This is a genomic window from Herbaspirillum sp. AP02, assembly GCF_015767275.1.
In the GTDB taxonomy this organism is placed as follows: Bacteria; Pseudomonadota; Gammaproteobacteria; order Burkholderiales; family Burkholderiaceae_D; genus Herbaspirillum.
Genome location: NZ_JADWMY010000005.1, coordinates 21,633 through 44,536 on the forward strand (window position 1 = coordinate 21,633; position 22,904 = coordinate 44,536).

The window sequence follows — 22,904 nt, forward strand, 5'->3', positions numbered from 1 at the left end:
TCGACTGAAAACCCCGAGTCGCCACGCACCTCCTATCGTGAGTAAAATATTTTCAGCCTAGGGGGATTGTCCAGTGACTTCGTGCGCTGGCAAACGCAGGCGAGAACGGAAGCCAGGACAGTCATTAGTGACTGATGCAGAACAAACCAACTAAACTGCCTATGCGACATTTCATACACTCGACCGCCATCCGCCTGAAGAAAAAACTGAGCGAAAAGTACTATCGCGAAGTTCTGGACATTCATGGACAGTACGGAGAAGACATCATTCTTGACCGGCTCATGGGCAATCCGGCGAGCGGATTCTATGTGGATATTGGCGCAAACGATCCCAACAAGTTCAGCAATACGCTGCGTTTCTACCGTCGAGGATGGTCTGGCATCAACGTAGAACCCAATCCTGTCAAATTCCGCGAGATCTCTGCATGTCGCCCGCGTGATACCAATCTTAATGTTGGCATAGGTCCCGCACCCGCCATCTTGCCGTTTTATGTGATCGATCCGGATACGCTCTCGACCTTCGACCGGAAGGTCGCCGATATAGCCGTCAAGGACGGTTTTCATCTTGCCGAGACCATCGATGTCCAAGTCATCAAGATGGAAGACCTGATCACAGAACATTCCAAGGGTCGCGCGATTGATTTCATGTCCATCGACGTTGAGGGATTCGAAATGCAAGTTCTGTCGAGCAATGACTGGAACCGCTATCGTCCGCGCTTTGTGATGTTGGAGGTCAACCGCGCAGAACAGGAAATCGATGCGTTCATGTCCGGAGTGGGATACATCGATATCTTCAGCAATGGCACGAACAAGATCTATGCCCAGCGCGAATTCTCTCCCCAATGAAGATCGCAGTCTGTAACGATATCGCTGAGTTCGGCGGCAACCGCTTGTTCGACAAGCAATGGGCGGCACGCTTTCCTGGTGCGGGCTGGGTCAGCGCACTGGGTGAACTGGCAGCGCAACGTGGCTGGGAAGTCGCCTCGGGTGATGTCGCGCTATCGCATGTGCAATGCGGCTACTGGAGTTCCAGCGATGTGCTGGTAGTGCAGGAACTGGACTCCACCTGGGGCACGCGACTGCGGGAATCAGGTGCGCGTCCGCTCCTGCTGACCTGCATGGAATCCCCACTCTACGCAAGCCTGTTCTTCGACCGGTGGCGCACGCTGGCCGCTGCTTTCCCGCATCACATGATACCGGGTGCTAGCGCCACGGAAGACCGGAGTGCGGGCTCCAGCACTGGCTGGCCCTTGCGCTTCCCCTGCTACTGGCAGCACCAGCCCGTCCATGCCGCCGACTGGGAGGAACGCAAGGACGAAGTGGTCCTGGTCGCTGCAAACAAATACTGGAGTCACGAGGACAAGGCCGTTATCCCGCCATGGACAAGGCCACGCAGCTTCCTCCAATGGCATCGCCAGAGCCGCGCCGTGCAATCCTCTCCCGCAAGGAAATATGCACAGCGGCAGCAATTGCACGATGCCCGCCTCGATGCCATCGTCGCACTCACTCGCGAGAACAGGCTAGCCTTGTACGGCTCTGGCTGGGAGCGCCGTTCGGTCCTGCCAAAGCGCTGGCAGACCACCCTCGCCGCGCTGAACCTGCCCTATCACGGTAAGGTCGATGACAAGCTCGGTGTGCAGTCCGGCTACCGCTTCGCTCTCTGCATCGAAAACATCGCTTCGCCCGGTTACGTCACCGAGAAGATCATCGAAGCCTTGGTGGCACGCACGCTGCCCATCTACCTGGGAGCGCCCGACATAGGCGATTTTGTCCCGCCCGAGGCGTTCATCGATGCGCGCGCACTGGCGTCGATGGCAGCACTTCCGGATCGACTCAACATGGTCACCAGCAAGGAGGCCTCGGACATGATCGCAGCGGGTCAACGCTTTCTGGCGAGCGAACAAGGCCGCTTGCACAGTTACGAAGGATTCGCAAAATGGGTGGAAAGTCTGGCTCTGGAGCAGGCCCATGCCATTTGAGGCCTGCGACGTTGATATCTTCGTGCTGACCTACAACCGGTCAACCCTGCTGCCGGCCACCTTGCGCAGCCTGCTGGCGCAAAGCGCCCGTGGAGCCAGCATCACGGTATTGGATAACGCCAGCCAGGACGATACGCAGCAAACTGTTGAGGCATTCGCCCCCGAAGGCGTGACCTATGCACGCGCCAGCAGCAATCTCGGCTGGGCCGGTAATCTTGCGCGCGCCCAGCAGCAGGCTCGCCGGCCTTGGACCATGGTATTCCATGACGACGATCTCCTGCATCCGGATTATTTACGTCATGCGCTGGACGCTATCAACACGCTGCCGGGGGTCGGCATGGTGGTAAGCGCGATGAGTTTCGAAACCGCACCCGGCGAGACCGACTGGCCCGCCACCGAGCCGCGCAGCCTGCTCTGCCCCGGTGCGTCCACGCTGGCAATGCTGTGCTACGCCGGCTCTCCTATTCATTTCGGCTCGGCCCTGTACCGTACGGATATCTTCAAGACCCTGCGGTGGGAGAGCGACCGCTTCGGCAAGATTGCCGACCGCCCCTTCCTGTTGGCCGCATGCGGAACTTTGGCGTGCCAGGTGTTCCTCAGTCCCCTGGTCCGTTATCGCATACACGACCAGCAAGACAGCACAAGTTCCGACAGCGGTCCGTTTGCACCCCAACTGGCGGCGCTGCACCACTGCTACCGGTCTTACCTTGGCGAAAACCCGTTGCACTCCACCGGGCGCTGCTTCCTGCGACACAATTACCGCTGCATTGCTGATGAGTTCGGCCGCCTGGGACGGGCTGATCGCGCCCGCTTCCCTACGCTGGCCACGTACCTCACTTTTTTGCAGAAGGCCGGGGCCTGCTCCCGTTTTTCACTGGTCTCAGGCAAGCTGATGTACCGGTGGCAATGCCTGGGCCGTGGGCTGTCGGGCTTGTTCCATGGTCTTGCCCGCTGCTCTCGCCGCTGGAGAAGGCAATCATGAGTGGCGACCACCAAGCTCGCCCTCGTCTGAGCGTTTTGACCGAACCGACGCCGTTCTTCAATCCTCGCGGCTATACCGGGAACCTCAATCGCGCGCTTCCATTACGTTTGCGCACGTGGATTCGCCGCGCAGGAGCACGCACCATCGGCGGCCACGCCGCAGTCACCCGCAGCTTGCTGCAGGGACTGGACGCGCTTGGCTGCCGGCATAACTACAATCCGGTAATGCAGCGCTGCATCGCCGAGCATTGCCTCGTCCTCAGCAACGAAGAAGCGCTCCGGCAAGCGATCCTGCTCAAACGTGCCGGCAAGATCAAGCGCCTGGTCGCCGGGCCCAACGTGTTCGTGTTACCGAGCGACATGGATGCGCTGATCGCCAGCCCCGAGGTCGATCTTTGCCTGGTGCCCTCTGAATGGGTCAAACAGGTCTACCTCACCGAGACGCCTGCGCTGGCAGGCCGTATCGCCATCTGGGCCGCAGGCGTCGATATCGCAGCGTGGACCGCGCCCCCGCCTCGCCCTCCTGCGTCGGCCCCCGTCGTATTGCTTTACGTCAAGAGCGGCATGGACGAGGATGAACTGATGCGAGTGCACAATCTCCTCGTCGACCATGGCGCCAGTGTCATACGCATGGATTACGGCCAGTACAATGCCAGCCAGTTCCGCCAACTTCTGGCCCGAGCCGACCTGTGCGTCTTCGTCAGCGCGTCCGAATCGCAGGGAATCGCCCTGCAGGAAGCCTGGTCCTGTGACCGACCGACCTGGGTATTCAACCCCGGCTACTGGACCGCGCCAGACGGACACCGCCACCCGGCCTCTTCTGCGCCCTACCTGAGTGCTGCTTGCGGCCAAGCGTTCAACGAACTCGGCGCACTGGCAATCCTCCTCAAACGCTGGGAAAATGGCGAATTGCAATATGCTCCTCGCCACTGGGTCTGCCGACACATGACGGACCAGGCCAGCGCCGAGCGGCTGACAAGCCTCCTATTTGACTGAGAAAGTCGACAATGAAATTACATTTGGGCTGCGGCCAGAACTACCTTGATGGCTACGTCAATATCGACTTCCCGCCAACGGAACATACTGTCCAGGAGAAATCCATTGCGGACCGGCTGGCCGATATCACCACACTGCGCTTCGAGGCCGGCTCGATAGAAGAAGTGCGCCTGCATCATGTGTTCGAGCATTTCCGTCGCCCGCAGATCACCGGCATGGTCGCCTGCTGGAACAGCTGGCTGAAGTTAGGTGGCATCGTCCACGTAGAGGTGCCGGACCTCGGACGCATGGCCCGCGTATTTGCCAATCCGTTCGCCAGCCTGCGGACACGTGCCGTGGCCGAGCGCCACTTGTTCGGATCCCACGAGGCTGGATGGGCAGCCCACTATGAAGGCTATGACGAGTCCCTGCTGCGCCACCTGTACAGCGCGCTCGGCCTGGAGGTGATCCAGGTCAAACGCCAGCACTGGCGCGGCACGGATAATCTGCACGTTTTCGGCAAGAAGGTCCGCAAGTTGAAACTGGGCGAAGACGTCACGAATGCGGGACGCAACTTCCTGTCCTCCTTCCTGGTCGACGACTCCCCTGGAGAGCTGCGCATGCTCGATATTTGGCTGGAAGGGTTCCACCAGCAGGTCCAGAACGGATGGGCAACGGCTTGAACCAGATCGAGTCCGGTCTGGTAAGTGTGATCATCCCGACCTGGAACCGCGAAAAGGAGTTGCCCGACGCCATTCGTTCGGCTCTGGCGCAAAGTCATGGTCAGCTGGAAGTGCTGGTCTGCGACGACGGCTCCTCGGATGCCTCGCAGGCGGTAGTCGCTGCAGTGGGTGACCAACGCGTACGATGGATTCCCGGTCCGCGCGCCGGACTCCCCGCGGCCCCGCGCAATCGCGGCCTGCGTCACGCACGAGGCGAATGGATCGCCTTCATGGATAGCGACGACTGCTGGCTGCCCGACAAACTTGCCACGCAACTGGACCGTCTGCAGCGCTCCGGGGGAAGCTTGCTCGCCTCATGCGGCAATGCCTTGCGCCGAACCACGCCTTCCAGCCAGGTCGACGGCGGGCTGCTGCTGGAAAGGCAACTCTCCGATACGGTACTGACCCTGGAACAGTTGCTACAGGGTAATCAGGTGATCACCAGTACCGTTCTGCTGCATCATTCCCTGCTGGCCAACATCGGTACGTTTCCCGTCCAGACCGGACTAAAGGTCGGTGAAGACTATGCCTACTGGCTGAGAGTGGCCAGCCTGACGCCGCTGGCCTTCCACGGCACGGCACTGGCCCGCTATACCGACGCTCCCGCAACCAGTGTGCGCGCCCATGCTCGCAACGAGGTGCTGGTCAAATTGCGCATCTACCGGGATTACTTCGGCTGGCTAGCCGGATATGCGCCCCGGCGACTGCTGCGCGTGTTGCCGGTGTGCGTACTTCTGGCCGTCCGGAATGCCTCCCTGCGCCAGTGGTGGCGCCTGCGTGCAACATTGGGGACACTCAAACGCGCACTGCTGCGCAAACTTTAGCAGGACACATGAAGCAAACGGAAACCAACATCATCGTGAGTCAGCCGCCGCTGGTGAGTGTGCTCATGCCGGTCTACAACGGCGAACGCTACCTGCAGCCGGCCATCCAGAGCATCCTTGAGCAGACCATGGGTGACTTTGAGCTCATCGTCATCGACGACGCCTCACGGGACAGTACGCCGGACCTGCTGGCAAGATGTATGGACCCGCGCCTGCGCGTCATCCGTCATGACAGTAACCGGGGAATCGTCGATGCGCTCAATCATGGCCTTAGTCATGCCCATGGCCAGTACATCGCCCGGATGGATGCGGATGATATCAGCCGTCCTGACCGTCTGGAAAAACAGCTGGCATTCCTGCAACGCCATCCTGAGGTCGGTCTGGTGGGAAGCTGGATTCGCGGTTTTGGAGATGTACGGCGCAAGTACATCCATCGTTATCCAATCACGCACGATGCTATCCGCGCTCTGATGTTGTTCGAGAACGCCTTTGCGCATTCCACCGTGATGTTCCGCCGTGGGCTGCTGCTGGAACACGGACTTGGCTATTCGGAACGATTCAAATACGTGGAAGACTGGGCGTTGTGGTGGCAGATCGCTAGCGTTTCCCGCGTCGCCAATCTGCCCGAAGTGCTGCTGGACTACCGCATCAACAAGGCCGGTACCAGTTACACTGGCACCAGTATTCAGACGCGGTCGCGCCTGGATTTTGTCGAGGCCCGTCTAAAGGAAGCCGGCATGCCTTTTCGTCAGGAACTGGCTGAAATGGCGCCCTCGTCGCTGCAGGAGCTCCACGCACTCTCGGAAGCTTTCACGGCCTTGCTGGCTGCCCATGCGCGGCACCCCTCCATGGATGACCGCGCCCTGCACGAATGTGTGGAACAGCTGTGGTTCCGGTCATGCTGCCGTGCGCGCCGCGCCGGTTTGGATGTGGCCAGGCTGTACGTATCGACACCACACGCCGCTTTGCCCTGGTCTGTACGGTCCCGCCGTTTTGCCGGTATCGTCGTACGTACCTATGGCCGGCAGGCTTGGGACCTGATCAAGAAAATAAAAACCAACAGAATGGGAACCTGACGGTGAAAATCTTATTGTGCTGTGAGTTCTTCTATCCCAGTGTCGGGGGGGCGCAGGAAGTGGTAAGGCAGCTGGCTACTCGGCTGGCGCGGTGGGGCCATGATGTGTCTGTCGCGACATCGTTTCTGGCCAACCGGACTTCCGACGTTCACGAGGGCGTCAAGATCATCTCGTTCAATATCAGTGGCAACTGGGCCAACGGGCTGATGGGAGAAGTTCAGTCTTATCGTCAGTTCATGCTAGAAGGGCGGTTTGACCTAGTCTTCATCTATGCCGCACAGCAATGGACGCTCGATGCGATTCTCGACGAGCTGCCTCGCATCAAAGCACGCAAGGTGCTGGTGCCGTGTGGCTACTCCGGTCTACCCGATCCCGGCTACGCCAGATATTTCGCACGCCTTCCCGCGGTACTGAGCTGCTTCGACGCGCTGGTCTATCACGCCTATGATTACCGTGATCACCACTTTGCGAAGGAACATCAGCTGAACAACTCCTTCTTCATCCCCAATGCGGCGGACGACATCGAGTTCTCCAGCTCATCCGGCGCCGATGCCCGCTCGGCTCTGGAGCTGGCGCCCGACGAAGTGGTCTTGCTGACGGTCGGCTCGCTCAATGGCGCCAAAGGTCACCTGGAAGTGGCCGAAGCGTTCTCCAAGGCAGTCCTGCTGCGCAGTGCGACGCTCATCCTCAATGGGAATGACATGCCCCCCACCGGGGACAATATGATGTCGAACGTCCGCAAACTGGTGACACAGATGAAAAGCCGCGGAATATTGCACACCGCGCGCTTTGTGCTGGGAAGACTATTGCATGCCGTCGGCCTGCGCCCCGACTATTTTGACCGGCTTGAACGCGTGATGAAGGAAGTCAACGGCAGGCCCGCTGCGGGAAAGCGCATCATCCGGACCAACCTTGCGCGCAGAGAACTGATCGAGACCTTCCTCGCGTCGGACCTCTTCGTCTTCGCCTCGATCATTGAATACTCGCCCTTGGTGCTGTTCGAAGCTTGCGCGGCGGGACTACCGTTCCTGACCGTCCCGGTTGGCAACTCACGGGAGATCGTAGAGTGGACCCAGGGCGGAGAGCTGTGCCCGGCCAAGGTCGATGCACACGGTTTTACGCGGGTCGATACGACCGAGCTCGCCCGGCGCATCTCAGACTTGGCAGCAGATCCGGAGCGCCTGGCTGCGCTAGCTGCCAATGGTCGGAAGGCCTGGCGCGAACGCTACAACTGGGAGACCATCTCCAGGGAATATGAAGCCCTGTTTGCCAGACTGACCCGTCCTCATTCCTCCACAGATTCAACTCATGAAAAATAACGTCTCCGTTGCCCTTCACGGCGGCCTGGGCAATCAGCTCTTCCAGTTCGCCACCGGGCTATCAGTGGCACGCAAGCACCATGTTCCGTTGACGCTGGACCTGACCTGGTTCGACATGGCTCCGCATCTGCCCAATACGACTGTGCGCAGTTATGCACTGGCGCCCTTCGGCGTGGACGTGCCGACTTACCGCAAGCCGACGCCAGAAGGCTCACGCGTGCGCTTCTTCATCTATCGCGCCATGCGCAAATTGCAGCGCCATCTTGGTATCAGCGCGCAGGGCCTGACCGCTCTGAACGAAAAGAGCTTCCGCTTCGACCCCCGTGTTTTGGAAACGGCACCACCGCTGCACTTGTTCGGCTATTGGCAGTCTCCCTTGTATTTTGATCGCATCCGCCCGGAACTGACGGCGATGCTGGGCACGCCGCGTCAGATGAATGCAGGCACTTCCCGGTTACATGAACAGATCCGCAACACCGATGCGATCTGCATCCACGTGCGCCGCGGCGACTACGTGACCAACCAGCAGGCCGCTTCCACCCATGGTCTTTGCGACATGAGCTACTACCATACCGGCCTGGCACATGTCCGGCAGGGGCTTTCGGCACCACACGCCTTCCTCTTTTCAGACGATGCGCAATGGGTGCGTGCCAATCTGAAGCTGGATATCCCCATGACGGTGGTGGATGTCAATGGCCCGGATGACGCGCACCAAGACCTGTGGCTGATGGCTGCGTGCAAGCGCTTCGTCATCGCCAACAGCTCTTTGAGCTGGTGGGGCGCGTGGCTGTCCGAGGCGCAGTCAAAGGTCGTCGTGGCGCCCAGCAAATGGTTTGCCGATGACAAATTGGATACCACCGATCTCATACCGCCCGACTGGCTACGCGTATAAGCGGCCCTATCATGCGTACCAAGGAAATGAAGTCAAGCCAGCTGCCACGACCGTCTCACCGTCTCTGCATTGTCTGCGCCACGCCGATGATGATCCATTTCTTTCTCAAGGAGCACGTCCATCTCTTGAGCGAGTTTGCGGAGATCACCATCGTGACGAACATGCAGAACGATCCGCAGACCCCGGCCCTGAATCTGCCAGCCCGGGTAATCTCCCTTGGGCTGCAACGCAATATCGTTCTGCGCAAGGACATCAGCAGCCTGATGGCACTGTTCGCCTTGCTGCGCCGTGAGAAATTCGATCTCATCTGGGGTGTCGGCCCCAAGGCGGGTCTGCTCGCCATGTCGGCAGGATGGGCCGCCAGAATCCCGAAACGACTGTTCATCTTCCAAGGCGAAGTATGGGCCAACAAGAGTGGCATGGGCCGCTTCGTCCTCAAGACGATGGACAGGCTAATCGCACGGCTGGCCACTCACCTACTGACCGTCGGCCACTTTGAACGCGAATTCCTTTGTCAGCAGGGCGTCCTGTCGCGTCAGCAGGGGCCGACGCTGGGACGAGGTTCGATTGCTGGCGTGGATACGGGAAAATTCCACCCTGATCCGGTCACACGGACAGAGATGCGAGACCGCTGGGGTATCCCCGAGGACGCCGTGGCAGTGCTTTTTCTCGGGCGCCTGAATGCCGACAAGGGGATCGAGGATCTTGCACATGCCTTCCATGTCGCAAGGAAGACCTGTCCCCGCCTGTGGCTGTTAATGGTCGGTCCGGACGAAAACGGCATGGCCAAACGCATCAACACCATACTGGACGATGCGCAGGAAAGACGGCATACACTGATCGGCTTCACAGAGCAGCCGGCTGCCTGCTTCAATGCGGCGGATATCTTCTGTCTGCCCAGCTATCGTGAAGGTTTCCCCGTATCATTGCTGGAAGCTGCTGCCTCGGGCCTACCCAGCATCGGCAGTGATATCTACGGTATTCGCGGCGCCCTGATCCATGGAGTAACGGGTCTGCTCTTCAACGCAGGCAATCGCGAAGATCTGGCCGATGCGCTCGTGCGCCTGGGCATGGATGAAGCAGGAAGGGCGGCAATGGGGGCCAGCGCCCGCCAGTACGCCAAGAACCATTTCGAGCAGGATGAGGTGCTGGCCCGCTACAGCAGCTTCTTCAGGCAGATGCTCATCGGCCCTAAATCTGCCGCGATCGGATGATCGCACGTAGCGCATGCCAGGCTGCGACCTGTTGTTCCCCGGGAGGCACAAGACGATTGCGGGCGGCGCGAATTCCACCAAACATGAAAAGCAGGTCGGCAGCGATCTTGGCCGGCTGGCGCAAGCTGACAATGAGGGCATCACGATAGCGCCGCTGCCGACAGGCTTCCATCATGAATACCTTCCAGAAACGCAAGCGTCGCGACAAGAGCTTTCTGAACGACTGCCGATCGTCGCGATAGGCCAGAAGCACCTCAGGAATCCCGTGAAAGCGACTGCGGGCAAATGCGCGATAGAGCAGGTGCTGATCCTCTGCACCATCGGCCTGGCTGACATACCGGAACTGCCTGAACCAAGAAGTCTTGCCCATCCATGAAGGATGCGGAAAATGAAAGCCATTCCAAGGACGGGCACAGATGACAGCGTGGTCCGTTGCCACTTCAATGACGCCTGTGATATCGAGCCCGGAAGTAAAGGTCATCACTGACGAGGCGACCAGGTCGATCGTTGAGTCGGCTTGCAGCGCAGAAACCTGCACCTGCAGACGTTGCGGAAAGCTCATGTCGTCGGCATCCATGCGGCAGAAGTATTCACCGCGGGCCAGATCAAGTGCCTGGTTGAGCCGCCAGGAAATCCCCTTGTTCTGCCCATCGCTGATCCAGCGGATTCGCGCATCATTGAAGCCGCATGCAATACCCCCACTGGCATCAGATGAACCATCATCCATGATCAGCAATTCCCAGTTCTGGTAGGTTTGCCCCAGGACAGAAGCAATTGCCTCTGCGATGGTTCGCTGCGCGTTGTAGAGGGGTAAGCCAATCGTTACCAAGGGAGTTGCGATCATTCCGATTGCCTGTGTAGTTCTGCTGCGCAGAGGGCGAAAGTATAATTCTAAGCCACCAAAGCAATATTGCCAGAGGTTTCCTGATGCATTTCCCATCTCACACGATCGTAGTCGGCGACCTCCAGGGATGCCTTTCCCCCTTTTTGCGGCTTCAATCGCTGGCTGATATACCCAGCCACCGTTTTATATTCGCCGGCGACCTCATCAACCGCGGCCCCCAATCCCTGCAAACCCTGCGCACGGTCATGCAAATGGGCGATCGAGCCAAGGCTGTGCTGGGCAACCACGACCTGCACCTGCTGGCAGTGGCCTGCGGCATCCGTCCGGCCCACCGGGATGACACGCTCGACGAGATCCTGGCAGCACCCGACCGGGACGAACTGATCGACTGGCTACGCCATCGTCCGCTGGCCATCCACGAGCAGGGCCACCTGATCGTACACGCCGGCGTGCTGCCGCAATGGGACCTGAAACAGGCGCTGTCGCTGGCCGCCGAAGTCGAGACCATGCTGCAAAGCGAGCAATGGATCGATTTCCTGCGCCACATGTACGGTAACCAGCCAGCGTGCTGGAGCGACGACCTGGCCGGCTACGACCGGCTGCGCTGCGTCATCAACGCCTTCACCCGGCTGCGCTTCTGCCAGGCGGACGGGACGATGGATTTTGCAGTGAAGGAAGGCGCGGCAGCCGCACCGGAAGGGTTGATGCCCTGGTTCGAGGTGCCGGGCCGTCGTACGGAAGAGGTGACCGTGGTCTTCGGTCACTGGTCCACGCTGGGTCTGGTGATGCGCCCCAACCTGATCGCCCTCGACACCGGCTGCGTCTGGGGCGGCAAGCTCAGTGCGGTGCGACTTGAGGATCGTGCGCTGTTCCAGGTGCAGTGTCCGCAAGCGCGCCAGCCGGGCTGAGCGACTCCAGCGAATACCCCAGGCCGGTCGCGATCACCTCGCGCGCGCTACGTGCCAGGTCGCGCCGGTGGGCGCCTTCGGTGCTGATGATGGGCAACTGCTTCAGCTGCGCGCGCATGCCATCGGCCTTGAGGATGGTCAGGATGCTCTCGGCAATGGACATGTCGCCGATGAAATTGGCTGCCCCGTGCAGCTTGCCGGCCGCATCCACGTAGCGCAACGCATACGGCTGCACCGGCGCCCTGGCGTCGATGGCGGCTTCGAACAGGTTGGCATGGAAGGGTAGCAACGTACCCTGGGCCGCCGTGGTGCCTTCCGGGAAGAAGGCCACATGCTCGTCCTTCTCGATGCTTTCCACCAGTCCCTTGAAGATGCGGCGCACATCGCTGGCCTTGCCGCGCGAGATGAAGATGGTCCCGGTCTTGGCGCACAACCAGCCGATCAGCGGCCAGCCGCGGATTTCGGACTTGGCCACGAAGCGGCAGGGTTGCAGCGAATTGACCACGAAGATATCCAGCCAGCTCACGTGGTTGGACACCAGCAGCGAACGCTGCAGCGGCAAGGGACTATCGATCTCGACGCTGATGCCGCAGATGCGCAGCAACTTGCGCGACCAGCGCCGGATATGCGCCTCCTGGCCATTCTTGCCGGTCAACGGGAACAGGAAGGCGCAGACCGCCATGCCCTTGAACAGATGCGCGATCAGGCGCAGCAAACGGAAAACGAACATGGTTCGGTCGGCTCGTGGTCGGCTAAAGAAACTGTCCGGATCGGATCAACGCTCGAAGGCGAGATGCCCGGATACGATGGTGGCCTTGACCACGCCAGGCAACTCATAGCCCAGGAAAGGCGTGTGCTTGCCCTGGCTGGCCAGGGCACTGCCCTGCACCTTCCACATGGTGTTGGGATCGAACAGGCAGAGGTCGGCCACGTTGCCAACGGCCAGGTTGCCCGCCTTCAGGCCCGCCACCTTGGCGGCGCGATGAGTCACCTTGGAGATCGCCTTGGACAGCACTTCCTTGCCCTCGCCTTCGGTCTCCAGTGCCCACTTCAAGGACAACGACAGCAGCAATTCCAGACCGGTTGCGCCCGGCGAGGCTTCGCCGAAGGGCAGCAGCTTCTCGTCATCATCCACCGGGGTGTGATCGGAGCAGACGGCGTCGATGGTGCCATCGAGCAGCGCAGTGCGGATCGCTTCACGGTCGCGTTGCGAGCGCAGCGGCGGGGTCATGCGGGCGTTGGAATCGAAGAAACCGATATCCAGGTCGCACAGATGGATGTGGTGCACGCCCACGTCGCAGGTCACCGGCAGGCCTTCGCTCTTGGCCTGGCGCACCAGTTCAAGACCGGCGGCCGAGGACATGCGGCACAGGTGGACCCGCGCGCCCGTCGCGCGCATGAGCTCGAACAGGGTGTACAGGGCGATCGTTTCGGACATCACCGGCACGCCCGACAGGCCCAGGCGCGACGCGGCCGGGCCGCTGTGGGCAATACCCGAGCGGCCCAGGTGCGGATCCTGCGGGCGCAGCCAGACGGTGTAGTTGAAGGTCTTGGCATATTGCAGCGCCGACAGCAGCACCGTGGTATCGGTGATCGGTTCCTCGGCCTGCGAGAAGCCGATGCAGCCGGCTTCGGTCAGCTCGGCCATCTCGGTCAGGGCCTTCCCCTTCAGACCGGCGGTCAGCGCGCCCAGCGGATAGACATGCGCCTGATTCAATGAACGGGCGCGGTGCTTCAGCATTTCCACCAGGCCGGGCTCGTCCAGCACGGGATCGGTATCCGGCGGGCAGATCAGGCTGGTCACACCGCCCTGGATGGCGGCCTGCATCTCGGATTCCAGCGTGGCCTTGTATTCGTAGCCGGGCTCGCGCAGGCGCGCCGACAGGTCCACCAGCCCGGGAGTCACCACCAGTCCGGTGGCGTCGATGGTCTTGTTGGCCACGAAGTCGGCCGGAGCCTGGCCGACACCGACGATCTTGCCGGCGGCTACGTACACATCCTGCTGGGCATCAATGCCGTTGGCCGGGTCGATCAGGCGGCCGTTCTTGATATGCAGTTTCATCAGTTCTTGTCTTCTTAACGGATCGTTCAAAACGTCGCTGTGATAGTCGTCGTTACCGCTCAATTCAATTGCCGGCCACGATGCTCATGACCGCCATGCGTACCGCAATGCCGAAGGTCACCTGCGGCAGGATCACGGCCTGGGCGCCATCGGCCACGGCCGAGTCGATTTCCACCCCGCGGTTCATCGGGCCGGGGTGCATCACGATGGCGTCCGGCTTGGCCAGGGCCAGGCGTTCCGGAGTCAGGCCGTAGCTCTTGAAGAACTCCTGCGCCGAGGGCAGCAGCGCGCCGCTCATGCGTTCGTTCTGCAGGCGCAGCATGATGATCACGTCGACGTCCTTCAAGCCCTCTTCCATGTTGTGGAAGACACGCACGCCCATCTGCTCCAGGCCACTGGGCAAGAGTGTGCGCGGGCCGATGGCGCGCACTTCCGGCACGCCCAGGGTGGTCAGCGCATGGATGTCCGAACGCGCCACGCGGCTGTGCAGGATGTCGCCCACGATGGCCACGCGCAGGTTGCTGAAATCCTTCTTGTAGTGACGGATGGTGTACATGTCCAGCAGCCCCTGGGTGGGGTGCGCATGGCGACCGTCACCAGCGTTGACCACGTGCACATGTGACTGCTTCGTATCGACCAGGTGCTTGGCGATCAGGAAGGGGGCACCCGATTGCGCGTGGCGCACCACGAACATGTCGGCATGCATGGCGGCCAGATTGTCGATGGTGTCCAGCAGCGACTCGCCCTTGCTGGTGCTGGACGCCTGGATGTTCAGGTTGATCACGTCCGCCGAGAGCCGCTTGGAGGCGATCTCGAAGGTGGTGCGGGTGCGCGTGGAGTTCTCGAAGAAGAGATTGAACACGCTCTTGCCGCGCATGAGCGGCACCTTCTTGACTTCGCGGTCGCCGATGCTGACGAACGAGGAAGCGGTGTCGAGGATGTGCGTGAGAATCGAGCGCGGCAGGCCCTCGATGGTCAGCAGGTGCTGCAGTTCGCCGTTTTTGTTGAGTTGTGGATTAAGCATGGACCACCGTGAGTGAGAAGCGGCCGTCGTCGGCGCGTTGCAATTGCAGGTTTTCTTGTTTGGTCAGCTCGACCGAGGTCGCCACGAAGTCGGCGGCCACCGGCAGCTCGCGCCCACCGCGATCGGCCAGCGCGGCCAGCAGCACGCGCGCCGGGCGGCCGTAGTCGAACAGTTCGTTGATGGCCGCACGCGTGGTGCGCCCGGTGTAGAGCACATCGTCCACCAGCAGGATGGTGGCACCCTCGACATCGAAGGGAATCTGGCTCGGCTTGACGTCGGCGCGCAGGCCCTTCTCGGAAAAGTCGTCGCGATAGAAGGACACGTCGACAAAGCCCAGGCGTTCGGTCAGGCCCAGTTCGGCCGCCAGCCGCTCGGCCAGCCAGGCACCACCGGAATGGATGCCCACCAGCGCCACGTCGGTCGCGCCCTGCAGGCCGGCCCTGATCTGCTGCACCAGGGTCTGGTACAGCGCTTCTGCATCAAGCTGGGAAGATGTTGTGCTCATGAATGTGCGTCGTCAAAGTATTGCTGCAAAATGATGGCGGCGGCCTGGTCGTCGATCTGCTCGCCGCGCTGGTGCTGGATCACCGCGGAACTGTAGCGTTCATCCACCAGCGTGACCTCGATCCCGTAGCGACCGTGCAGCTGGTTGGCGAAGCGCCGGCAGCGCACGCTCATCTCGTGCTCCGCGCCGTCCGGATGCAACGGCAGGCCGACCACGCAGCGCGCCGGCTGCCACTCTGCGATCAGGCGCGCGATGGCGGCGAACTTGCCGTCGTTGGTGGGCTCGCCGATCACCGCCAGCGGCTGGGCCTGCTTGAGACCGGTATTGCCCACTGCCACGCCGATGCGCTTCAAGCCGAAATCGAAGGCCAGGATGGTTTCCAAGCGATTTTCCTATCGTCCTCAGGCCCGTCCGGCGTCGCCGGAGAGCATCACCGGATCGATGCCCAGCAAGGCCAGGGCCGCCGTGAAGCGTTCTTCCACGGGCAGCTCGAAGATGATGGCCGGATCGGCCTTCACCGTCAGCCAACCGTTGCGTCCGATCTCCCCTTCCAGCTGGCCCGGGCTCCAGCCCGAGCACCCCAGCGTGATCAGCACCCGCTCCGGGCCATTGCCATGCGCCACCGCTTCCAGCACATCCTTGGAGGTGGTCAGCGCGACATCATCGGTCACCTGCAGGGTGGAAGAATATTTTTCCGAGGTCGAATGCAGCACGAAGCCGCGCTCCACCTGTACCGGGCCACCAAACATGACCGGCCGGCGATACAGCTCCGGCATGGCGTCAGGGGTATCGGGGCGGATTTCCAGCTTGAGGTTGATGCGGTCGAACAGCACGTCCATCGTCATGTCGGTGGGCTTGTTGATGACCACGCCCAGCGCGCCGTTATGGTTGTGTTCGCACAGATAGACCACCGTGCCGCCAAAGATCGGGTCCAGCATGGACGGCATGGCGATCAGGAAGTGATTGGTCAGGTCCAGCTCCAGCGGCGGACGGTTTTCCTCTTCGGCGCTGTCCTCGCCCGCGGCGGATGGCCCGGACGGTCCGGCTTGGGCCGAAGCCGCCTCGCGGCGAGAGGAGCCAGGACGGAAAGGATCGAAAGCGCCAAAGGAATCCATGGATTCATCGAAATCCTCGGCTGAGAAACTGAAGGGAGAATTACGTCGCTTGATCATCCCGACATTTTAGCAGTTTTGGCCGCCCTCCCATGCGGCTCATGGGAAAGCGGGGCGAAGGCGGCGCAAGCAACCGGCTTCGCCCTGCCTTAATTGCCCGAAAGCATCTTCCCCACCGCCTGCCGCGCCTGCGCGCCCAGTTCAGCCAGATCAAGCCCCGGGATGACATCGTCCCGCACCACGGCCCGGCCGCCGACCCACATTGCCTTCAGGAAAGGGCGCCCACCCGAAGCCACCGGCCCGATGGCCGGATCATGCAGACCGAAGTAGCGGGGATCATCCAGGCGGTACAGCGCGATGTCGGCCTGCTGCCCCACCTGCAGGCCATCCAGCGCGTCCAGCCCCAGCACCCGCGCGCCACCGGTCGTGCCCCAGCGCACCACATCCTCCACCGTGGCCTCGGCCGCGCCGCCCTCGAAGCTGCCGCCCCGGAACACCGGCGTCGCTTCCTGGCCGCGCCGGGCGCGCTGCATCAGCCAGGCGGCGTGGGTTTCGGAAATCATGTCAGCCGCCTCGTTGGAGGCCGCGCCATCCACGCCGATCGACACCGGCACCCCGGCCGCCTCCAGCGCACGTATCGGCGCAATGCCGCTCCCCAGGCGCCCATTGCTCTGCGGACAGTGGGCAATGCCGGTGCCGGTGGCACCCAGCAGAGCAATTTCCTCGGCATCGAGCTTGACCAGATGCGCAAACCAGACGTCCGGTCCCAACCAGCCAATGCGCTCGCAGAACTGTACCGGGCTGCAGCCATGCATGGCGTGCGCGCTGTCCTGGTAGCCCACCGTCTCGGAGAGGTGACTGTGCAGCCGCAAGCCCATCTCGCGCGCCGCCACCGCCATCTCTCGCAGTTCCTCGGGCGCCGCCGAATAGAGCGGCGTGGTGGGCGCCATCACCACCCTGCGCATGGATGCCGGTGCCGGATCATGGAAGCACTTGTGCAAGCGCGCCATGTCGGCCAGGAAACCCTCCAGCGTTTCCGGTCGCAAGGCACTCGGCAATTCGGCCTCCAACTGCCGGGTGCGGGTCGCGGTGCCACGACACAGCACGAAACGCAGCCCCAGCCGCTCGGCTTCCTCGAACAGGATTTCGGAAGTATCAAAGGGCATGCCCGGGTAGTACAGGTAGTTGTGGTCGGCAATCGTGCCGCAACCCGAACGCAGCAGTTCCACCATGCCGACGCGCGCCGCCAGCCGGAACAGCTCGGCATCGAATCTGGCCCGATAGCGATAGGGTGTGGCCGCCAGCCAGGGTGTCAGCGTCGCGTTGATGCCCAACGGGTCGCCCTTCAACAGCGACTGGAACAGGTGATGATGGGTATTGACCCAGGCCGGATAGGCCACGCAATCGCTGGCATCGATCACGTCTTCGCCGGCCTGTGCCGCAAGCCGGCCGATGGCTGCGATCACGCCGTCCTGCACCCGGATGTCGGGGCCGACGTGGCGCGCCGCAGCGCCGGGCAAGCCGGTCATGATGGCTTGCAGGTTCCTGATCAGGAAGGTGTTCATGCGCAATCGTCTCCTTGATATCGTGGACTCATCCCATTTCACTTTCATGCCAGCCGGCCAGGGCCGCACGCGACAGCGCACTCATCAACCAGAACAGCAGGATGCCGGTCAGCGTGATCAGCAGCAAGGCCGCAAACAGCCGCGGGATGTTGAGCTGGAAGCCGGCCTGCAGGATCTGATAGGCCAACCCCGACCCAGTACCGCCGGTGCCGGCCACGAACTCCGCCACCACCGCGCCAATCAGCGCCAGTCCGCTGGAAATGCGCAAGCCGCCGAAGAAATATGGCAAGGCACTCGGAATGCGCAAGCGCCTGAGCGTCTGCCAGCGGGTCGCCTTGTTCAGCCGGAACAGATTGAGCAAGCCCGGATTGACGCTGCGCAGCCCCAGCGTGGTGTTGGAAATGATCGGGAACAGCGCCATGATGGTGGCGCAGACCGTCAGCGCAGCGGTGGTGTCCTTGACCCAGATGATGATCAACGGCGCAATCGCCACGATGGGCGTGACCTGCAGGATGATCGCATAGGGAAACAGGCTGACCTCGATGAAGCGGCTCTGCACGAAGACGAAGGCGATCGCCACGCCCAGGATCACCGCCAGCACAAAAGCCAGGAAGGTGATCTTCAGCGTCACCAGCAACGAATCAAGCAGCATGCCCCAGTCGGCCACCAGGGTCTTGGCAATCAACGTCGGCGTAGGCACCAGGTAGGGGGGCACCTCCAGCAGCGTGCACACCACCTGCCACATCAACAACAGTGCGATACCAATCGACAAGGGCGCCACCACCCGCCAGAAACCGGGACGGTTGACCAGTGGATCATTGTTGGGCTTCATGACCGCCTCCCTGCTGGTTGGCCAGCGTCAGGTAATCCGACAGTGTCTTGCAATACTGCATGAAGGGCGCAGAAATGCGGAAGGCCTCATCACGCGGCCCTGGCACGTCGATGGCCACATCGGCGATCACCCGTCCGGGGCGCGCCGCCATCACGATCACCCGCGAGGACAGGAACACCGCCTCGTAGATGCTGTGGGTCACGAAGACTACCGTCAGGTCCTGCTGGCTCCAGATATCGCGCAGGTCGGCATCGAGCTTGTTGCGGGTGAACTCGTCCAAAGCACCGAACGGCTCATCCATCAGCAGCAGATTGGGCGATGTCGCCAGCGCCCGCGCAATCGAGGCACGCATCTGCATGCCGCCGGACAATTCGCGCGGCAGCACCTTGTGGAACTTGTCCAGGCCCACCAGCTTCAAGGCGGCCGCCACCCGTGCATCGGCCTGCGCACGTGGCACATGGCGCAGGTCCAGCGGCAGCCGCGCATTCTGCTCCACCGTGGCCCAGGGCATGAGCGTGGCTTCCTGGAACACCATGGCCAGCGTGCGCTCCGGCGTGCCCACCGTGGCCAGGTTACCGCCCCACCAACGCAGATGCCCATGCGACGGCTCCTCCAGCCCGGCGAACATCTTCAGCAGGGTGCTCTTGCCGCAGCCCGAAGGACCCAGCAGCGAGACGAACTCCCCGCGCCCGATATCGAGCCGCACTTCGTCCAGGGCGCGGGTGCCGTTGCGGTAGGTCTTCTCCACCCGTTGCGCCGACAGCACCGGAGCCTCGCCGGATGCCTCACCCTGCTGCTCCCATGCCGCGGCCTGCGACATGGCGTGATCATCTCTGTCCATGGAATCTCCTGGCGGGTTCATGCAGCGGGATGGATGCGGAAGACTTCGGATTCGCCATGCTCTTCCAGCAACTGCAGCAGCATGCGACGCATGATCAGGCCCGGACGGTCCGAGGCCATGTGGAATTCCTGGCGGCGCCGCACGTCGATGCAGGCATCCGGGTCGGTGGCTTCCAGGATGTCGCGGTCTTCCACCAGGATGGGGGCATCCCAGGCGATCAGTTCGGCCTCGGAACAATCTTCCTCGGTATCGTTGCGGTACAGCCACTGCGCCAGCATGATGCTGCCGTCGTCGATGGGCGTAGCGCAGTTGTAGATGATGTGATGCCGGCCGCTCTCCGGATAGGTGCAGCCGAAGCGACGTACGAAAGGCAGGTACCAGCGGTTGAACATGTGGCGCACGGTGGTATCGGCGGTGCTGCCGGTGACGCGGTGGCTGGCCGGCACGTTCTTGATCGGCACCCGGGTCTCGGCCTCGAAGCCGTAGTCGGTTTCCTCGATCTCGTACTTCTCCGGCTTGGGCTGGTCGTACAGACCGAAGGTGGCCCGATGCACGTAGCTGAAGTGGGAATTGTCGAAGGAATTCTCCATCATGCGCAGCGCGCTGGTATCCCAGCGTTCGTAGAACTGGAAGATGCGGCGGTATCCCGGCGCACCGTCCTCGGGAAAATCGGGGATGTCACGCAGCGGATCGTCCAGCGCCACCCAGACATAACCGTAGCGCTCCTTGCAGTGATAGGACTTCACGCAGGCACCCGACGGCACGCTGCCGTCCACGCTCTGCGGCACGCGTACGCAGGCGCCCTCGCCGTTGAAGGTCCAGCCGTGATAGCCGCAGACGATATTGCCGTTCTCCACGAAGCCCTTGGACAGTCGCGCCGTGCGATGGCAGCAGCGGTCCTGCAAGGCGGCCGGCGTACCATCTTCCCTAAGCCATACGACCAGCTTCTCGCCCAGCAGCGTAAAGGGCAGCGGACCGTCCTTGAGCTGCGAGATGGGCATGAGCGCGTACCAGAACCTGCGCAAGACTTTCTGTTGAGTTACCAGCATGATGCTGCTCCTTCTGCTTGGACTGCGGACCTGGGGATCCGCAGCGGTCCGGCCGGCGTGCCAATACGGTCGCCTTCGCCGGAAAATCTGACATTCGAAAATTCGGACTTGCTGGCTGCGGCGACTCAGTCCATCGCCACCGCCCCGAAGGTCTGCCTCACCTTCATGTCCAGGTACTCGCCAATGGTGCAAGGCGCATAACGCGGTGGGCGCTCGGCGCCGCAGCAGGTCGGCAGGCAAGCCACCACCGCCGCCTGGTCGCCATCCTGAAAAAAGGGCAGCGAATAGCGCGGCACCGTGCCGGCATTGAGCACGCGATGTGGATTGCTGTGATAGAGGTCATTGCTCCAGCGCTGCAGCAGGTCACCGATGTTGACCACGAAACTGTCCTCGATGGGCGGTGCGCTCACCCACTGGCCCTCTGCGTTGCAGACCTCCAGTCCACCGATGGCATCCTGCGCGAGGATGGTGACCAGGCCCCAGTCGGTATGCGCACCGGCGCCGATCTGGTTGTTGCGCGCACCGTCCGGTTGCGGCGGGTAGTGCAGCATCCGCTGCGTGGCGATGGGCGTTTCCAGCACGGGCTCGAAGAAATCCTCCGGCATCTCCAGCGATAGCGCAATCACGCTGAGCAGACGATGCGAGAGCGCACGCACGGCCTCGTAATAGCGCCGCGAATGGGCCTCGAATCCGGGCAAGTCCTGCGGCCAGCGGTGGTGACCATAGCGCAGCAGGCCGCGCTGCACGTAGGCATGATCATGGGCAATGTCGAAGCCGAACTGGAAGCCCTCCTTCAGGTCCGCCGGCGAACCCTCGTCAAGGGCCTGCGCCCCCATGCGTTCATAGCCGTAGCCGGAGGGCGAACCGCGCATGTCGATGGCCGCCTTGCTGGCCGCCGGTAGCGCAAAGAAACGGCGCGCCCAGTCGAACTGGCCTTCTACCAGCGCCTGCGGTACGCCGTGGTTGACGATGTAGAAGAAACCCACGTCACGCGAAATCTTGTGGATTTCCCAGGCCAGCGCTTCGCGCCGGCTTCGCTCGGGGGAAAACGCACCGGCAAAATCGATCACCGGGATGCGGCGGGCTGTCATCGGTGCTGTGTAGGGAATCATGGCGTCCTCACGCGCAAGGTGGACCGCGCCGCCGCACCCACGCAGCGGCGCCGAACGGGATCAGGGCATGACCTTCATGTCCTTGACGAACTGGGTGGTGTAGGCCTTGTGATAATCCGTACCCGCCTTGAGCAGGCCGGTGGCGACCATGACGTCATAGGTCTGCTTCCAGCGTTCATCGGTCATCACACCGATGCCCAGCCGCGCGGCATCGCCGCCGGTGACCACCTTGAGCTCCTTTAGCTTGCCCAGGGCATAGGCCAGCTGCTCGTCGCCCATGTTCTTGTTGTCGGCCTTGATGAGGGCATTGGCCGGGGCCGGGTCTTCCAGGTAGCTCTTCCAGCCTTCAGCGGTCGCCTTGACGAAGCGCTGCACCAGGTCGGGCTTGCTGGCCACGGTCTTTTGCAGCGTCACGATGGTGGTGCCATACGGCGGATAGCCCTCGCTGGCGAAGAGGAAGAACTTGCTCTTCACGCCGGCCTTGTCGGCCTGGAACAGTTCGGAGGATGGATAGGCCTGCTGCGCGATGTTGGGATCGGCGAAGAAAGGCTGCAGGTTGAAGGTGTAGGCCTTGGACTGCGCATCGGTATAGCCATACTTGGACTTGAGCCACGGCCACCAGCTCGACTGGCCGGAACCGGCCACCAGGATGGTCTTGTTCTTCAGGCCGGCCAGGCTGGTGACATCATCATGCGTCATCATGCCCTGCAGGTCGGACTGGAAGGACGTACCCACCGTCACCAGCGGCAACCCCTGTTCGATCCCCTTGAGCACCGTGAAGTCGTACCCCATGCTGAAGTCGGCCTGCCCCGCCACCAGGATCTGCATGTTGTTGACCTGCGGGCCACCCATCTTGATGGTGACGTCCATGCCGTACTTCTTGTAGATGCCCTTGGCCACAGCCTGGTAGAAGCCGCCATGCTCGGCCTGCGCATACCAGTTCGACAGCAGCGTGACCTTGTCCTCGGCATGGGCCAGGCCGGCCATCTGCAGGGCTGCCGCGCCCAGCAATACGCCGGCGACACGCCGCATGAAAGTCCGCTTCTGCATCGCTTGCTTCTTCATAGCC

The 22,904-nt window shown here is 62.0% G+C and carries 24 protein-coding genes; 11 read left to right on the forward strand and 13 right to left on the reverse strand.

Annotation, left to right across the window (positions count from 1 at the left end; all coding sequences use genetic code 11):
• Positions 1-134: 134 nt before the first annotated feature.
• From I5R65_RS11955 to I5R65_RS12000, 10 genes are read left to right on the forward strand one after another with little or no spacing between them, the layout of a single operon-like run.
• Entirely contained in the window at positions 135-845 is a 711-nt protein-coding gene (locus I5R65_RS11955) for an FkbM family methyltransferase (protein ID WP_180667745.1), read from the forward strand.
• Complete coding sequence (locus I5R65_RS11960) at positions 842-1,978, forward strand: glycosyltransferase family 10 domain-containing protein (protein ID WP_180667747.1); 1,137 nt, start codon at positions 842-844, stop codon at positions 1,976-1,978. Before I5R65_RS11955 ends, I5R65_RS11960 begins: the two co-directional genes overlap by 4 nt.
• Entirely contained in the window at positions 1,968-2,960 is a 993-nt protein-coding gene (locus I5R65_RS11965; protein WP_180667749.1) for a glycosyltransferase family 2 protein, read from the forward strand. The genes I5R65_RS11960 and I5R65_RS11965 overlap by 11 nt, the downstream gene beginning before the upstream one ends.
• Positions 2,957-3,955 carry a hypothetical protein gene (locus I5R65_RS11970; protein WP_180667750.1) on the forward strand — a complete coding sequence of 333 codons (999 nt, stop codon included), beginning with the start codon at positions 2,957-2,959 and terminating at the stop codon, positions 3,953-3,955. The genes I5R65_RS11965 and I5R65_RS11970 overlap by 4 nt, the downstream gene beginning before the upstream one ends.
• An 11-nt stretch (positions 3,956-3,966) precedes the next feature.
• On the forward strand, positions 3,967-4,617 hold the full coding sequence (locus I5R65_RS11975; RefSeq protein WP_180667752.1) for a hypothetical protein: 651 nt from the start codon (positions 3,967-3,969) through the stop codon (positions 4,615-4,617).
• The gene (locus I5R65_RS11980) at positions 4,614-5,480 is read left to right on the forward strand and encodes a glycosyltransferase family 2 protein (protein ID WP_180667754.1); all 867 of its coding nucleotides are present in this window, start codon (positions 4,614-4,616) and stop codon (positions 5,478-5,480) included. Before I5R65_RS11975 ends, I5R65_RS11980 begins: the two co-directional genes overlap by 4 nt.
• Before the next feature lie 8 nt (positions 5,481-5,488).
• Positions 5,489-6,556 carry a glycosyltransferase gene (locus I5R65_RS11985; protein ID WP_180667756.1) on the forward strand — a complete coding sequence of 356 codons (1,068 nt, stop codon included), beginning with the start codon at positions 5,489-5,491 and terminating at the stop codon, positions 6,554-6,556.
• Positions 6,511-7,875 carry a glycosyltransferase family 4 protein gene (locus tag I5R65_RS11990; RefSeq protein WP_196872185.1) on the forward strand — a complete coding sequence of 455 codons (1,365 nt, stop codon included), beginning with the start codon at positions 6,511-6,513 and terminating at the stop codon, positions 7,873-7,875. The genes I5R65_RS11985 and I5R65_RS11990 overlap by 46 nt, the downstream gene beginning before the upstream one ends.
• Entirely contained in the window at positions 7,865-8,767 is a 903-nt protein-coding gene (locus I5R65_RS11995) for an alpha-1,2-fucosyltransferase (RefSeq protein WP_180667759.1), read from the forward strand. Before I5R65_RS11990 ends, I5R65_RS11995 begins: the two co-directional genes overlap by 11 nt.
• 11 nt (positions 8,768-8,778) lie before the next feature.
• Positions 8,779-9,981, forward strand: coding sequence for a glycosyltransferase (locus I5R65_RS12000; protein WP_180667761.1), 1,203 nt, complete (start codon positions 8,779-8,781; stop codon positions 9,979-9,981).
• On the opposite strand, the gene I5R65_RS12005 is transcribed toward I5R65_RS12000, so the two are convergent.
• Positions 9,959-10,825: a glycosyltransferase gene (locus I5R65_RS12005; protein ID WP_180667763.1), complete on the reverse strand. Its 867-nt coding sequence runs from the start codon at positions 10,823-10,825 to the stop codon at positions 9,959-9,961. The genes I5R65_RS12000 and I5R65_RS12005 overlap by 23 nt on opposite strands.
• 83 nt (positions 10,826-10,908) lie before the next feature.
• Between I5R65_RS12005 and I5R65_RS12010 the strand changes: the two genes are divergently transcribed.
• A complete protein-coding gene (locus tag I5R65_RS12010) occupies positions 10,909-11,733 on the forward strand; it encodes a symmetrical bis(5'-nucleosyl)-tetraphosphatase (RefSeq protein ID WP_180667764.1) in 825 nt (274 codons plus the stop codon).
• Here the strand turns inward: I5R65_RS12010 and I5R65_RS12015 are convergent.
• From I5R65_RS12015 to I5R65_RS12070, 12 genes are all read right to left on the reverse strand, one after another.
• Positions 11,663-12,463: a 1-acyl-sn-glycerol-3-phosphate acyltransferase gene (locus I5R65_RS12015; RefSeq protein WP_180667766.1), complete on the reverse strand. Its 801-nt coding sequence runs from the start codon at positions 12,461-12,463 to the stop codon at positions 11,663-11,665. The genes I5R65_RS12010 and I5R65_RS12015 overlap by 71 nt on opposite strands.
• Positions 12,464-12,508: 45 nt before the next feature.
• Complete coding sequence (locus I5R65_RS12020; RefSeq protein ID WP_180667768.1) at positions 12,509-13,795, reverse strand: dihydroorotase; 1,287 nt, start codon at positions 13,793-13,795, stop codon at positions 12,509-12,511.
• Positions 13,796-13,859: 64 nt separating this feature from the next.
• On the reverse strand, positions 13,860-14,819 hold the full coding sequence (locus tag I5R65_RS12025; protein ID WP_180667770.1) for an aspartate carbamoyltransferase catalytic subunit: 960 nt from the start codon (positions 14,817-14,819) through the stop codon (positions 13,860-13,862).
• Entirely contained in the window at positions 14,812-15,324 is a 513-nt protein-coding gene (pyrR, locus tag I5R65_RS12030) for a bifunctional pyr operon transcriptional regulator/uracil phosphoribosyltransferase PyrR (RefSeq protein WP_180667772.1), read from the reverse strand. Before pyrR ends, I5R65_RS12025 begins: the two co-directional genes overlap by 8 nt.
• The gene (ruvX, locus tag I5R65_RS12035; RefSeq protein ID WP_180667773.1) at positions 15,321-15,707 is read right to left on the reverse strand and encodes a Holliday junction resolvase RuvX; all 387 of its coding nucleotides are present in this window, start codon (positions 15,705-15,707) and stop codon (positions 15,321-15,323) included. The genes pyrR and ruvX overlap by 4 nt, the downstream gene beginning before the upstream one ends.
• 18 nt (positions 15,708-15,725) lie before the next feature.
• Positions 15,726-16,496 (reverse strand): YqgE/AlgH family protein, encoded by a 771-nt coding sequence (locus tag I5R65_RS12040; RefSeq protein WP_180667776.1) that lies wholly within the window; start codon positions 16,494-16,496, stop codon positions 15,726-15,728.
• Between the two features lie 89 nt (positions 16,497-16,585).
• The gene (locus tag I5R65_RS12045) at positions 16,586-18,001 is read right to left on the reverse strand and encodes an amidohydrolase family protein (RefSeq protein ID WP_180667784.1); all 1,416 of its coding nucleotides are present in this window, start codon (positions 17,999-18,001) and stop codon (positions 16,586-16,588) included.
• Between the two features lie 28 nt (positions 18,002-18,029).
• A complete protein-coding gene (locus tag I5R65_RS12050; RefSeq protein ID WP_180667785.1) occupies positions 18,030-18,833 on the reverse strand; it encodes an ABC transporter permease in 804 nt (267 codons plus the stop codon).
• Positions 18,817-19,674 carry an ABC transporter ATP-binding protein gene (locus I5R65_RS12055; protein WP_180667786.1) on the reverse strand — a complete coding sequence of 286 codons (858 nt, stop codon included), beginning with the start codon at positions 19,672-19,674 and terminating at the stop codon, positions 18,817-18,819. The genes I5R65_RS12050 and I5R65_RS12055 overlap by 17 nt, the downstream gene beginning before the upstream one ends.
• Positions 19,675-19,691: 17 nt before the next feature.
• Positions 19,692-20,723, reverse strand: a complete 1,032-nt coding sequence (locus I5R65_RS12060) for an aromatic ring-hydroxylating dioxygenase subunit alpha (RefSeq protein WP_180667788.1) — start codon at positions 20,721-20,723, stop codon at positions 19,692-19,694.
• Positions 20,724-20,848: 125 nt separating this feature from the next.
• On the reverse strand, positions 20,849-21,835 hold the full coding sequence (locus I5R65_RS12065; RefSeq protein WP_180667790.1) for an isopenicillin N synthase family oxygenase: 987 nt from the start codon (positions 21,833-21,835) through the stop codon (positions 20,849-20,851).
• Positions 21,836-21,895: 60 nt separating this feature from the next.
• Complete coding sequence (locus I5R65_RS12070) at positions 21,896-22,900, reverse strand: ABC transporter substrate-binding protein (protein WP_180667792.1); 1,005 nt, start codon at positions 22,898-22,900, stop codon at positions 21,896-21,898.
• Between the last annotated feature and the right edge of the window lie 4 nt (positions 22,901-22,904).

Coding starts and splice junctions, on each gene's coding strand:
- I5R65_RS11955 (WP_180667745.1), top strand. CDS start 135: ATGCAGAACAAACCAACTAAACTGCCTATGCGACATTTCATACACTCG.
- I5R65_RS11960 (WP_180667747.1), top strand. CDS start 842: ATGAAGATCGCAGTCTGTAACGATATCGCTGAGTTCGGCGGCAACCGC.
- I5R65_RS11965 (WP_180667749.1), top strand. CDS start 1,968: ATGCCATTTGAGGCCTGCGACGTTGATATCTTCGTGCTGACCTACAAC.
- I5R65_RS11970 (WP_180667750.1), top strand. CDS start 2,957: ATGAGTGGCGACCACCAAGCTCGCCCTCGTCTGAGCGTTTTGACCGAA.
- I5R65_RS11975 (WP_180667752.1), top strand. CDS start 3,967: ATGAAATTACATTTGGGCTGCGGCCAGAACTACCTTGATGGCTACGTC.
- I5R65_RS11985 (WP_180667756.1), top strand. CDS start 5,489: ATGAAGCAAACGGAAACCAACATCATCGTGAGTCAGCCGCCGCTGGTG.
- I5R65_RS11995 (WP_180667759.1), top strand. CDS start 7,865: ATGAAAAATAACGTCTCCGTTGCCCTTCACGGCGGCCTGGGCAATCAG.
- I5R65_RS12000 (WP_180667761.1), top strand. CDS start 8,779: ATGCGTACCAAGGAAATGAAGTCAAGCCAGCTGCCACGACCGTCTCAC.
- I5R65_RS12005 (WP_180667763.1), bottom strand. CDS start 10,825: ATGATCGCAACTCCCTTGGTAACGATTGGCTTACCCCTCTACAACGCG.
- I5R65_RS12010 (WP_180667764.1), top strand. CDS start 10,909: ATGCATTTCCCATCTCACACGATCGTAGTCGGCGACCTCCAGGGATGC.
- I5R65_RS12015 (WP_180667766.1), bottom strand. CDS start 12,463: ATGTTCGTTTTCCGTTTGCTGCGCCTGATCGCGCATCTGTTCAAGGGC.
- I5R65_RS12020 (WP_180667768.1), bottom strand. CDS start 13,795: ATGAAACTGCATATCAAGAACGGCCGCCTGATCGACCCGGCCAACGGC.
- I5R65_RS12025 (WP_180667770.1), bottom strand. CDS start 14,819: ATGCTTAATCCACAACTCAACAAAAACGGCGAACTGCAGCACCTGCTG.
- pyrR (WP_180667772.1), bottom strand. CDS start 15,324: ATGAGCACAACATCTTCCCAGCTTGATGCAGAAGCGCTGTACCAGACC.
- I5R65_RS12040 (WP_180667776.1), bottom strand. CDS start 16,496: ATGATCAAGCGACGTAATTCTCCCTTCAGTTTCTCAGCCGAGGATTTC.
- I5R65_RS12045 (WP_180667784.1), bottom strand. CDS start 18,001: ATGAACACCTTCCTGATCAGGAACCTGCAAGCCATCATGACCGGCTTG.
- I5R65_RS12050 (WP_180667785.1), bottom strand. CDS start 18,833: ATGAAGCCCAACAATGATCCACTGGTCAACCGTCCCGGTTTCTGGCGG.
- I5R65_RS12055 (WP_180667786.1), bottom strand. CDS start 19,674: ATGGACAGAGATGATCACGCCATGTCGCAGGCCGCGGCATGGGAGCAG.
- I5R65_RS12060 (WP_180667788.1), bottom strand. CDS start 20,723: ATGCTGGTAACTCAACAGAAAGTCTTGCGCAGGTTCTGGTACGCGCTC.
- I5R65_RS12065 (WP_180667790.1), bottom strand. CDS start 21,835: ATGATTCCCTACACAGCACCGATGACAGCCCGCCGCATCCCGGTGATC.
- I5R65_RS12070 (WP_180667792.1), bottom strand. CDS start 22,900: ATGAAGAAGCAAGCGATGCAGAAGCGGACTTTCATGCGGCGTGTCGCC.